General features: G+C 70.6%; 8 protein-coding genes. All 8 read left to right on the forward strand.

All coding sequences use genetic code 11. The annotated features are described in order from the left end of the window. The first annotated feature begins 174 nt into the window (after positions 1-174). The 8 genes from glgA (at position 175) to B7D75_RS14285 (ending at position 12,575) form a co-directional block, all read left to right on the forward strand. Positions 175-1,716 (forward strand): glycogen synthase GlgA, encoded by a 1,542-nt coding sequence (gene glgA, locus B7D75_RS14245; protein ID WP_034078993.1) that lies wholly within the window; start codon positions 175-177, stop codon positions 1,714-1,716. Beyond that, positions 1,716-3,467 carry a malto-oligosyltrehalose trehalohydrolase gene (gene treZ, locus B7D75_RS14250; protein ID WP_107114141.1) on the forward strand — a complete coding sequence of 584 codons (1,752 nt, stop codon included), beginning with the start codon at positions 1,716-1,718 and terminating at the stop codon, positions 3,465-3,467. The genes glgA and treZ overlap by 1 nt, the downstream gene beginning before the upstream one ends. Beyond that, positions 3,460-5,508, forward strand: a complete 2,049-nt coding sequence (malQ, locus tag B7D75_RS14255) for a 4-alpha-glucanotransferase (protein WP_107114142.1) — start codon at positions 3,460-3,462, stop codon at positions 5,506-5,508. Before treZ ends, malQ begins: the two co-directional genes overlap by 8 nt. 12 nt (positions 5,509-5,520) lie before the next feature. Beyond that, complete coding sequence (locus B7D75_RS14260; protein ID WP_107114143.1) at positions 5,521-8,280, forward strand: malto-oligosyltrehalose synthase; 2,760 nt, start codon at positions 5,521-5,523, stop codon at positions 8,278-8,280. Further along, positions 8,277-8,582 (forward strand): DUF2934 domain-containing protein, encoded by a 306-nt coding sequence (locus B7D75_RS14265; RefSeq protein ID WP_107114144.1) that lies wholly within the window; start codon positions 8,277-8,279, stop codon positions 8,580-8,582. The genes B7D75_RS14260 and B7D75_RS14265 overlap by 4 nt, the downstream gene beginning before the upstream one ends. Positions 8,583-8,594: 12 nt before the next feature. After that, positions 8,595-10,745 carry a glycogen debranching protein GlgX gene (gene glgX / locus B7D75_RS14270; protein WP_043104330.1) on the forward strand — a complete coding sequence of 717 codons (2,151 nt, stop codon included), beginning with the start codon at positions 8,595-8,597 and terminating at the stop codon, positions 10,743-10,745. A 99-nt stretch (positions 10,746-10,844) separates the two neighbouring features. After that, positions 10,845-11,261: a CBS domain-containing protein gene (locus tag B7D75_RS14280; protein WP_012075906.1), complete on the forward strand. Its 417-nt coding sequence runs from the start codon at positions 10,845-10,847 to the stop codon at positions 11,259-11,261. A gap of 66 nt (positions 11,262-11,327) precedes the next feature. Beyond that, complete coding sequence (locus tag B7D75_RS14285; protein WP_043104333.1) at positions 11,328-12,575, forward strand: zinc-dependent alcohol dehydrogenase; 1,248 nt, start codon at positions 11,328-11,330, stop codon at positions 12,573-12,575.

Genomic DNA, 12,575 nt, shown 5'->3' on the forward strand with positions numbered 1-12,575 from the left:
CCGCTACCTCCCGCGCGACCCCTTGGTTCCGCCACATGCAAGCCGAGCCGCCGGGAAAAAAAACTAAACTTCCGTCGCTCCCCTCCGGTCCCCCTAGCAAGGACCTCGCCCTGCCGATGCGGCGATGGTTCCGACCTGACCAACGCCAAGGACAACGTACGACCGGAGGATGACATGGGACATTCTGTTGCAGGCGTCTGCCTGGAAGAACCCGCGGTACTGACCGCCTTTCCGTCGCTGCTGCACCCGCAGGACCCGCCGCAACAGAGGGATCGAATACTCTTCGTCACCGCCGAGCTCAGCGACTTCGTCAAGGTCGGCGGGCTCGGCGACTTTTCCGCCGCCCTGCCCCGGGTGCTCAGGCGCCAGCATGCGGTACGGGTCCTGCTGCCCGGCTACCGCCAGGTGCTGGAGCGCTGCAGTGACCTGCGAATCCTCGGCAGCCTGCCGGGCCGCGCGGCGATCCCGCCGTGCGAGATCGGCCTGGTGACCCTCGACGACGGCCTGGAGGTGATGCTGGTGCTCTGCCCGTTGCTCTACGAGCGCGAGGGCACCCCCTACATGGACGACCAGGGCAACGACTGGGCTGACAACCACCTGCGCTTCGCCCGCCTCTGCCTGGCCGCCGCCGAGATCGCCGGCGGTCACGGCGCCCAGGGCTGGCAGCCGGGCCTGGTGCACGCCAACGACTGGCCGTCGGCGCTGACCCCGGCCTACATGGCCTGGAACGGTGTGCGCACGCCGAGCCTGTTCACTATCCACAACCTCGCCTACCAGGGTCTCTGCGACCTGCAGTGCAGCGCCGAACTGGGCCTGCCCGACGAAGCGCTCAGCCCCGAGAGCATGGAGTTCCACGGGCGCCTGTCGTTCCTCAAGGCGGGCATCGCCCATGCCCATCACATCACCACGGTGAGCGAGACCTATGCGCAGGAGATCACCACCCCGGAATACGGCTGCGGCCTGCACGGCATCCTCAAGTGCAAGGTCGAGAAGCGCCAGCTCAGCGGCATCGTCAACGGCATCGATGACAGCTGGCAGCCGCATTGCGATCCGCACCTGGTGGCCGGCTTCAGCGCCCGCCAATGGGCCGGCAAGCGCGCCAACACACGCTATGTCGAGGAGCGTTTCGGCCTCGAGCCGGGCAAGGGGCCGCTGTTCGCGGTGGTCTCGCGGCTGGTGCAGCAAAAGGGTATCGACCTGACCCTGGAGATCAGCGACGCCCTGCTCCAGGCCGGTGGCCGGCTGGTCAGCATCGGGCGCGGCGAACCGTCGCTGGAGAAGGCCATGCTCGATCTCTCGCGGCGTCATCCGGGCCAGGTCGGCGTGCACATCGGCTTCGACGAGACCGACGCGCGGCGCATCTATGCCGGCAGCGACTTCCTGCTCATGCCATCGCGCTACGAGCCTTGCGGCCTGAGCCAGCTCTACGCGCAATGCTTCGGCTCGCTGCCGATCGCGCGTTGCACCGGCGGGCTCGCCGACACCATCGTCGACGGCGTCACCGGCTTCCTGTTCCGCGAGGAAACCGCGCAGAGCTATCTGGATGCGGTGCTGCGCGCGATCAACGTCTACCATTGCCCCGCTCTGCTCAATGCCATGCGCTGCAAGGCGATGGCCGCGCCGATGTTCTGGCGCGACTCGGTGGAACCGTACAACCGCCTCTACCGGCGCCTGCTGAGGAATACCGCGCCGGCCTTGCGCGGGGTGCGCCCGTGATGGCGATCCGGCGCCGCTTCGGCGCCCAGCCGGAAGGCGGCGGCCTGACCTGTTTCGGCCTCTGGGCTCCAGATGCGCGCGAGGTACTGGTCGAGACCGCCGACGGCCGCAGCTGGCCGCTGGTGGGTAGCGACAGCGGCTGGTTCGAGGCGACCCTGCCCTGTCCGGCCGGCACGCGCTACCGCTATCGCATCGACGGCCGCCCCGGCGTAGCGGACCCGGCCTCGCAGTTCCAGCCCGACGGCGTGCATGGCGATAGCCAGGTGGTCGACCACGCGGCCTACGCCTGGCGGGTCGACGAATGGCGCGGGCGTCCCTGGCACGAAGCAGTGATCTACGAACTGCACGTCGGCCTGTTCGGTACCTACGCCGAGGTCGAACGCTTCCTGCCCAGGCTGGTGGAGCTGGGCGTGACCGCCGTCGAGCTGATGCCGCTGGGCGAGTTTCCCGGGCGTCGCAACTGGGGCTACGACGGCGTCCTGCCTTTCGCCCCCGCCTCGGCCTATGGCACCCCGGAGCAGCTCAAGCATCTGATCGACAGCGCGCACGGCATGGGCCTGATGGTCTTCGTCGACGTGATCTACAACCACTTCGGCCCGGACGGCAACTACCTCGCGCAGTACGCCGCCGCGTTCTTCCGCGACGACCGGCAGACGCCCTGGGGCCAGGCCATCGATTTCCGTCGCGGCGAGGTCCGCGAGTTCTTCTACGAGAACGCTCTGATGTGGCTGCTCGACTATCGCGTCGACGGCTTGCGCTTCGACGCCGTGCATGCGATCCCCGACCCCGCCTTCCTCGTCGAGATGGCCCGCCGCCTGCGCGGCGCCGCCGGCCCCGGGCGCCATGTGCACCTGGTCCTGGAAAACGACGACAACCGCGCCAGCCTGCTGCGCCAGGGCTACGACGCGCAGTGGAACGACGATGGCCACCATGCGCTGCACGTCCTGCTCACCGGCGAGAGCGACGGCTACTACCAGGATTACCGGGAGCCGCTGCGCTGCCTGGCGCGCTGCCTGGCCGAGGGGTTCGTCTACCAGGGCGAGGCCAACCGCCACGGCCGGCCGCGCGGCGAACCGAGCGCCGACCTGGCGCCGGACGCCTTCGTGCTGTTCCTGCAGAACCACGACCAGATCGGCAATCGCGCCTTCGGCGAACGCCTCAGCGTTCTCGCCGAGCCCCAGGCGTTGCGCCTGGCGGTGGCGCTGCAACTGCTCGCGCCGATGATTCCGCTGCTGTTCATGGGCGAGGAATGCGCCGCGCGCGAACCGTTCCTGTATTTCACCGATCACCGTGGTGAACTGGCGGACGCGGTCCGCGAGGGGCGGCGCAAGGAGTTCGGCGAGTTCGGCCGCTTTGGCGACGGCGCCGCCCTGGCCTCGCTGCCCGATCCCAACGCGGTGGAGACCTTCGAGCGCTCGCGTCCCGGTCTGGCCGACTGCGACCCGGCCTGGCGCGGTTTCTACCGGCAGTTGCTGGAAATCCGCCATGAATACCTGATCCCGCGCCTGCGCGGTGCCCGTTCGCTGGGCGTGACCACCATCGCCGGCGCCGCGCTGTCGGCGCGCTGGCGGCTCGGCGACGGCAGCGGCTGGCGAATCGACTTCAACCCCGGGCCGCTCGAAGCGGAAGTCGAGCCGCCGGCGGCGGCGGACCAGGTGTTGTTCCTCGACAACCTCGCCTGCGCCGGGTATCGCGGCGGCCGCCTCGGCCCCCGCAGCATCGCGGTCAGCCTGGAGCCGGCCCATGAGTGACGCACGCCTGGCCGAACTGGCCGCCGCCGTGGGCCTGCAACTCGACTGGCAGGATGCCGGCGGGCGGCCGCAGCGGGTCGACCCGGAGGTCCAGCGCGGCCTGCTGGAAGCCCTCGGCTATCCGGCGCAGAGTCCGGAGCAGATCGGACAGAGCCTGGCCGCGCTGGTCCGGCTGCGCGAGGACAGCGCCAACCTCGGGTTGCTGGTCGGCGAATGCGGCCAGCCGCTGGAACAGAGGCTCGGGCCTGCCGGCACGCCGGGCGAACTGGTCTACGAGGACGGCACGCGGATCACCCTGCGCCTTGACGCCGAAGGCCGGCTGCCGGCGCAGACCCGCAGCGGCTACGCGCAGCTGGTCCTGGAGCGCCAGGCGTGGGCAGTGGCGATCGCGCCGCCGAGCTGTCCGTCCCTGGCCAGCCTCGCGCCCGGACGCGCGCGGCGCTGGGGGCTGGCCGCGCAGGTCTATGCGCTGCGCCGCGCAGGCGATGGCGGGCTGGGCGACAGCGCCGCCCTCGAGGACCTGTTGCGCAGCGCCGCGCGGCACGGCGCCGATGCGCTGGCGATCAGCCCGCTGCATGCGCTGGCCGAGGACAATGGCCACGCCTACAGCCCCTACTCGCCGTCCAGCCGGCTGTTCTTCAATGTGCTGCACGCCGCGCCGGCGACCATCCTCGGCGCGGCCGCGGTGGAACAGGCGATCCACCGCGCCGGCCTGGCCGCGGAAATGGCGCGCCTGGAGCGCCTCGAACTGATCGACTGGGCGGCGGCCGCGAACCTGCGCATGCGCCTGCTGCGCCAACTCCACCGTGACTTCATCGAGCGCGCCAGTCCCTTGCGCCATGACCTCGCCGAATTCCGCCGCGAAGGCGGCGAGGCCCTGCTCCACCACTGCCGCTTCGAGACCCTGCAGGCGCGTCTCGGCGCCGGGCCCGACTGGCGTCGCTGGCCGGAGCCGCTGCGCCACCCCGGCGAGCCGGCGGTGGCCGCGTTCTGCGCCGAGCACGCGGAGGAGGTGGAGTTCCGCGCCTTCGGACAATGGCTGACCCAGCGCTGCCTGCAACATGCCCAGCGGCAGGCGCGGGAAGCCGGGATGGCCATCGGCCTGGTCGCCGACCTCGCGGTGGGCGCCGAGGGTGGCGGCAGTCAGGCCTGGTCGCGGCAGGAAGAGCTGCTCGCCGAGGTGAATGTCGGCGCGCCGCCGGACATCCTCAACCAGTCCGGCCAGGACTGGGGCGTTTCCGCGTTCAACCCGGAGGGCCTGCGCCGCCACGGCTATCGGGCGTTCCGCGAGATGCTGCAAGCCAACCTGGCCTGGCCCGGAGGGCTACGCATCGACCATGTGATGGGCCTGCAACGGCTCTGGCTGATCCCGCGTGGCCAGCCGCCCCACGCCGGCGCCTACCTGCGCTATCCGCAACGCGACCTGCTGCGCTTGCTGGCCCTGGAAGCCAGCCGCGCCTCGGCGCTGGTCATCGGCGAAGACCTCGGCACCGTGCCCGAAGGCCTGCGCGAGGAACTGGCACGGCGCCAGGTGCTCGGTACCCGCGTGCTGCTCTTCGAACGCCACGGCGAACGCTTCGCTCCCCCGGCGCAATGGCCGGCGGACGCCATGGCCACTACCAGCACCCACGACCTGCCGAGCCTGGCCGGCTGGTGGCGCGGCCACGACATCCACTGGCGCGGACGCGCCGGACTCCGTGGCGCCGAGGAGTGCGCCGCCGATCTGGAACTGCGGGCGGAGGAACGCCGGGCGCTGGCCGCCAGCCTCGAACCGCCGGCCGACCCTGCCGCCGAGGCGCCGCTGGAGGCCTGCATCGATTACGTCGGGGCGACTCCCGCGCCGCTGGTGCTGCTGCCGCTGGAGGACGCCCTGGGCAGCCTGGAGCAGCCGAACCTGCCCGGTCCCGGCGACGTCCACCCGAACTGGCGGCGGCGCTGGAACCTGCACGCCGCACAGATGCTCGACACACCACAGGTCGAACGACGCCTGCGCAGCCTCGACCGCAGTCGCCGGAACGCCGGGGAGGACACCCGTGATTGAGCCCGCGCAACCCTGCGCCTGCAATTCCATGCCGGCTTCACCCTCGACGACGCCCTGCCCTGGCTGGACTATTTCGCCGACCTGGGCATCAGCCATCTCTATGCCTCGCCGCTGTTCCGCGCGCGGCCCGGCTCCAGCCACGGCTACGACGTGGTCGATCCGACCCGGATCAACCCGGAACTGGGTGGCGAGCCGGCGCTGCTGCGCCTGGTCCAGGGCCTGCGGCAACACGGGATGGGCCTGCTGATGGACATCGTGCCGAACCACATGGGCATCGGCGGCGGCGCCAATCCCTGGTGGCAGGACGTGCTCGAATGGGGCCGCGAAAGCCCCTACGCCAGCTTCTTCGATATCCAGTGGAACTCCCACGACGCGGCGTTGCGCGGCCAGGTGCTGCTGCCGTTCCTGCGCAGCGACTACGGCGAGGTGCTGGCTGCCGGAGAGATCGGCCTGTGTCTCGACGCCGGGGCCGGCCGCCTGCTGGCCAGCCACGGCGAACAGCGTTTCCCGCTCTGGCCGGGCAGCTACCCGGAATTGCTGGAAGACAGCGGCGAGCCGCGCCTGGCTGCCCTGGCCGCCGGCTTCCGCGAGTCCCGGCAGGACCGCGAGGCCCTGCGCGAGATGCAGCGACAACTGGCGGCGACGCTCGCCGAGGGTGCGCCGCGCGCCGCCCTGGAGCGGACGCTGGGCGCACTCCAGGAGGACCATGGCGAGACTCGCCAGCGCCTCCACCGCTTGCTCGAGGCCCAGCACTACCGCCTGGCCAGCTGGCGCACCGCGGCGGACGACATCAACTGGCGGCGTTTCTTCGACATCAGCGAACTGGTCGGCCTGCGGGTGGAGCGCGGCGAGGTGTTCGAGGCCGTGCACGGCAAGGTCTTCCAACTGCTCGAAGACGGGCTGCTCGATGGCCTGCGCATCGACCACGTCGATGGTCTCGCCGATCCGCGCGGCTATTGCCGGCGCCTGCGTCGTCGCAGCGAGCGGATTCGCGCCCGTCGCGGCGGCGCGCCGATGCTGCTGTACGTGGAGAAGATCCTCGCTGGCGAGGAACGCCTGCCGGAGGATTGGCAGTGCGACGGCAGCACCGGCTACGACTTCATGAACCAGGTCAGCCTGCTGCAGCACGATCCGCGCGGCGAGCGCCCGCTGCGCGAACTCTGGCAGAGGGTCAGCGGGCGTCCGGCGGAATTCCTCGAGGAGGTTTATCAGGCACGCCAGCTGGTTCTGGCCGGGAGCCTCGCCGGCGACCTGGAAAACCTTGCCCAGGGCCTGCTGCGAGTGGCGCGGGCCGACCTGGCCAGTCGCGACCTGACCCTCGGCGGTATCCGCCGCGCGCTGTTCCAGCTGCTCGCGCGATTCCCGGTCTATCGCACCTACGCCGGAGCCTGCGGTCGCTCGGCGCAGGACCGCGCGGTATTCCGCATGGCGTTCGAGGCGGCCCGCGAGGACCTCGACGAGGCCGACCGGACGGTCCTCGACCATCTCGAACGCTGGCTCGGTGGCCAGCCACTGCGCGAGCTGCCGCCCGGTCCGCTGCGGCGCCTGCGCGGCGAGTTGCTGGCGCGCTTCCAGCAGCTGAGTTCGCCGACCGCCGCCAAGGCCGTGGAAGATACCGCCTGCTATCGCTCGGCGGCCCTGCTGTCGCGCAACGATGTCGGTTTCGACCCGCAGCGTTTCGCCGCTTCCGCCGAGCGCTTCCACGCCGCCTGCGAAGCCCGGCGCCTGGCCAGCCCGCGTGCCCTGCTGGCCACCGCCAGCCACGACCACAAGCGCGGCGAGGACGCCCGCGCCCGTCTCGCCGCGCTCAGCGAGCTGGCGCCCTGGTTCGCGCGCAACGTCGAACATTGGCAGAACCTGGCCACGCCGTTGCGCCGCGACCTCGCCGAGGGGCCGGCGCCGAGCCCCGGCGACGAGCTGATCCTGTTCCAGGCCCTGCTCGGCAGCTGGCCGCTCGACGCTCCCCGCGACGGCGCCGCGCTGGACGAGACGTTCCTCGAGCGGATGAGCGAATGGCAACGCAAGGCACTGCGCGAAGCCAAGCTGCGCACGCGCTGGACCGCCCCCGACGAAGACTACGAGCGCGCCTGCGCCGACTACCTGGAACAGCTCCTGCGTGCGCCGCTGGCGCAGGCCCTGCGCCAGTCGCTGAGCAACGCGGCGGCGCGGCTGATGCCCGCCGGCGCACTGAACGGCCTCGCCCAGTGCCTGCTGCGCCTGACCTGCCCGGGCATTCCCGACCTCTACCAGGGCCGCGAGGGCTGGGACTTCAGCCTGGTCGATCCGGACAACCGCAGGCCGGTGGACTTCGCCCGTCACGCTGCCGCCCTGGCTGCGCCGACGCCCTTCCCGGAACTGCTGGAAAACTGGCGCGACGGCCGCATCAAGCAGGCCCTGATCGCTCGCGTGCTGGGGCTGCGGCGGATGCAACCGGGTCTGTTCCGCGATGGCGATTATCTGCCCCTGGAGGTCAGCGGCGAGCACGCCGAGCGCGTCCTCGCCTTCGCCCGGCGCAGTCGCCACGGCTGCCTGCTGGTGGTGATCCCGCGCCTGGCCTGCGGCCTGCTTGGCCAGGCGGAGCAGCCGCGGGTGCCGGCCGAGGCCTGGGGCGACACCTGCCTGCTGTTGCCGCCGAGCCTGTCTGAGTGCACCTACAGCGGCCTGTTTTCCACCATACCGCTGCCCAGTGACGGCCATCTGAGCCTGTCCGAAGTGCTCGCCGACTTTCCCGTCAACCTGCTTTACCGGCTCGCCCAGGAGGACACCCCATGAGCGCCGACGAAAAACGCATACGAGAGTTCGCCTACCAGATCTGGGAATCCGAGGGTCGACCCGAAGGCCAGGCCGAGCGCCACTGGGCCATGGCCCGGCAACTGGCCGAGGCGGAAGCCGCGGCGCCCGCGCCGAAGAAGCCGCGCGCGCGGGCCAGGCCCGGCGAGGAGACTCCCGCCCTGCTCAAGCCGCCGGCGGCCAAGCCGCGCAAGCCGAGGGCCGCCGCGCCGGCGCGACCGGCCAGCGAGAAACCGGCGGCGGCCAAGCCGCGCAGCCGCCGCAAGCCCGAAGCGGGCGAATGAGGAGTCCGATGAATGAGCAGAAAGCGTAGCCACGCCCCTTCGCGGATCAGCGAAGGACGCCCCTTTCCCCTCGGCGCCACCTGGGACGGCCTGGGGGTCAATTTCGCGCTGTTCTCGGCCCACGCGACCAGGGTCGAGCTGTGCCTGTTCGACGCGCGCGGGGAAAAGGAGATCGAGCGCATCGAATTGCCCGAGTACACCGACGAGATCTGGCATGGCTACCTGCCAGATGCCCATCCGGGGCAGATCTACGGCTACCGGGTGCATGGCCCCTACGAGCCGGACGCCGGCCACCGCTTCAATCCCAACAAGCTGCTGCTCGACCCCTACGCCAAGCAGCTGGTCGGCCGCCTGCGCTGGTCCGAGGCGCTGTTCGGCTACACCATCGGCGCGGCGGACGCCGACCTCAGCTTCGACGAGCGCGACAGCGCGCCCTTCGTGCCCAAGTCGAAGGTCATCGATCCCGCCTTCACCTGGGCCGAGCGCCCGCCGGTACGCGTGCCCTGGGACCGCACGGTGATCTACGAGGCGCATCTGCGCGGGCTCAGCATGCGCCACCCGCAGGTGCCGGAGGCGGTGCGCGGCACCTTCGCCGGGCTGATGAACGCCGAGTTGCTGGCGCATATCCGCCGGCTCGGGGTGACCAGCGTCGAACTGCTGCCGATCCATGGCTTCGTCGACGACAAGCACCTGCTGGAAAACGGCATGAGCAACTACTGGGGCTACAACAGCATCGCCTTCTTCGCCCCGCACCCGGCCTACCTCGCCAGCGGCCAGGTCAACGAGTTCAAGGAGATGGTCGCGCACCTCCACGACGCCGGCCTGGAGCTGATCCTCGACGTGGTCTACAACCATACCGCCGAAGGCAACGAGCTGGGCCCGACCCTGTGCATGCGCGGCATCGACAACGCCTCGTACTACCGCCTGATGCCCGAGCAGCGGCGCTACTACATCAACGACTCCGGCACCGGCAACACCCTCGACCTCAGCCATCCCTGCGTGCTGCAGATGGTCACCGACTCGCTGCGCTACTGGGCCACGGAGATGCGCGTGGACGGCTTCCGTTTCGACCTGGCGACCATCCTCGGCCGTCATCCGGACGGCTTCGACGAGCGCCACGGCTTTCTCGTCGCCTGCCGCCAGGACCCGGTGCTGAGCCAGTGCAAGCTGATCGCCGAACCCTGGGACTGCGGCCCGGGCGGCTACCAGGTCGGCGGCTTCCCGCCCGGCTGGGCGGAATGGAACGACCGCTTCCGCGACTGCGTGCGCGCCTACTGGCGCGGCGACGACGGCATGCTGCCGGAACTGGCGCGACGCCTGACCGCCTCCGGCGATCTCTACGACCAGCGCGGACGGCGGCCCTACGCCTCGGTCAACTTCGTCACCGCCCACGACGGCTTCACCCTGCGCGACGTGGTTTCCTACGACCACAAGCACAACGAGGCCAACGGCGAGAACAACGCCGACGGCAGCGACCACAACCTGTCCTGGAACCACGGCTGCGAGGGCCCCACCGACGACCCGGAGATCCGCGCTCTGCGCCTGCGCCAGATGCGCAACCTGCTGTCTACCCTGCTGCTGTCCCAGGGCACCCCGATGCTGGTCGCCGGCGACGAGTTCAGCCGCACCCAGCAGGGCAACAACAATGTCTATTGCCAGGACAACGAACTGGGCTGGATCGACTGGCGGCTGGACGACGAGGGCCGTTCGCTGCTGGCCTTCACCCAGCGCCTGCTGGCCCTGCGCCAACGCTATCCGATCCTGCGCAGGGGGCGGTTCCTGGTCGGCGAGTACAACCAGGCGCTGGGGGTCAAGGACGTCACCTGGCTGGCTCCAGGGGGCGAGGAAATGACCGAGGAGCACTGGCACGACGAGCACGCCCGCTGTCTCGGCGTGCTCCTCGATGGCCGCGCGCAGCCCACTGGCATCCTGCGCAGCGGCGAGGACGCCACCCTGCTGCTGATCCTCAACGCCTACCACGATGCGGTGTCCTTCCGCCTTCCCGAGGTGGCCGAAGGCAGCGGCTGGAACTGCCTGCTGGATACCCAGCGCCCCGAGGAACCCCTCGGCGAGGGCTATGCCTTCGCCAGCGAGTTTCTGGTCGGCGGCCGCAGCTTCCTGCTCTTCGAGCTGCAGCCGCCGGGAACGGGAGCGCAAGGATGAACGGCGGGGAAAAAACCTGAACCGCCTCCGACACCTCCAGTCGGAAGCTGTAGGTGCCGCACGCGGCGCCCGCACATCCACCCTACACAGGAGGACAGCATGAAGATCAGCGACATCATGACCCGCAACGTCCAGGTCGCCGACCCGCAGCAGAGCATCCGCGAGGCGGCCGCCACCATGGCGCGGATCGACAGCGGCGCCCTGCTGGTCGGCGAGGGCGACCGCCTGGTCGGGATGATCACCGATCGCGACATCGCCATCCGCGCGGTGGCCGATGGCCTGCCCGGCGAGACCCCGCTGGGCCGCATCATGAGCGGCGACATCCACTACTGCTTCGAGGACGAAGACGTCCAGCACGTGGCCCGCAACATGGCCGACATCCAGATGCGCCGCCTGCCGGTGCTCAATCGCGAGAAGCGGCTGGTGGGCGTGGTATCGCTGGGCAACATAGCCAGCTGCCGCGACCAGGCGTCCAGCGCCACCGTCCTGCAGGGCGTCGCCCAGGCCCACTACTGAGCCTTTCTTCCACCCGGCCCGCCCTCGCCGTTCCGGCCGAGGCCGGGCCCCAACCGGGAGAACGCCATGAAAGCCGTGGTATTCCATGATATCGGCGACATCCGCCTCGAAGACGTGGCCGAGCCGCGACTGCGGGAGCCCACCGACGCCATCGTGCGCCTGACCGCCTCGGCGATCTGCGGCACCGACCTGCATTTCGTCCGCGGTAGTGTCGGCGGCATGCGCCCCGGCACCATCCTCGGCCACGAGGGCGTAGGCATCGTCGAGGCGCTGGGCGACGAAGTGCGCAACCTGCAGGTCGGCGACCGGGTGGTGATCCCCTCGACCATCGCCTGCGGCAATTGCGTGTACTGCCGCGCCGGCTACTACGCCCAGTGCGACGTCGCCAATCCCGGCGGCGCGCAGGCCGGCACCGCGTTCTTCGGCGGACCGCAGGCCAACGGCGGCTTCCACGGGCTGCAGGCGGAAAAGGCGCGGATTCCCTTCGCCAACATCGGCCTGATCCGCCTGCCCAGCGGCATCAGCGACGACCAGGCGATCCTGCTCTCGGACATCTTTCCCACCGGCTACTTCGGCGCCGAACTGGCCGAGATCACTCCCGGGGACACCGTCGCCGTGTTCGGCTGCGGGCCGGTCGGCCAGTTCGCCATCGCCAGCGCCCTGCTCATGGGGGCCGCCCGGGTGTTCGCCGTCGACCGCCACCCGGATCGCCTGCACATGGCCCGGCAACAGGGCGCCGAGGTGATCGACTTCGAGCGCGAGGACCCGGTCCAGGCCCTGCGCTGGCTGACCGGCGGGATCGGCGTGGACCGCGCCATCGACGCCGTCGGGGTGGACGCCGAGCACAGCCATGGCGCCGCCACTGCGGCGCCACGCCAGGACGGTACCAGCTGGAGCCCCGGCAACGCTCCGGCGCAGGCCCTGGAGTGGGCGGTCCAGGGCCTGGCCAAGGCCGGTACGCTGTCGATCATCGGCGTCTACGCCGAGGACTCGCGGCAGTTTCCGATCGGCCTGGCGATGAACCGCAACCTGACCATCCGCATGGGCAACTGCCACCACCGCAAGTACATCCCGCGCCTGCTCGACTACGTGCTTAGCGGCCGCATCGACCCGGCGCGGATCCTCACTCAGGTCAAGCCGATCGGCGACGCCATCGAGGCGTTCGAGGCGTTCGACCGCCGCGAGACCGGCTGGATCAAGGTCGAGCTGACGCCGCAGAAGCAGCGGGTCGAGGGCGACGAGGAGCGCGTCGACGAGAGCGTGGTGGACGAACTGGCGCGCCGGCCAACGCCGGAGAGCGGCGCCCGGGGGTGA

The sequence above is a fragment of the Pseudomonas paraeruginosa genome (assembly GCF_003025345.2).
GTDB classification, from domain to species: domain Bacteria; phylum Pseudomonadota; class Gammaproteobacteria; order Pseudomonadales; family Pseudomonadaceae; genus Pseudomonas; species Pseudomonas paraeruginosa.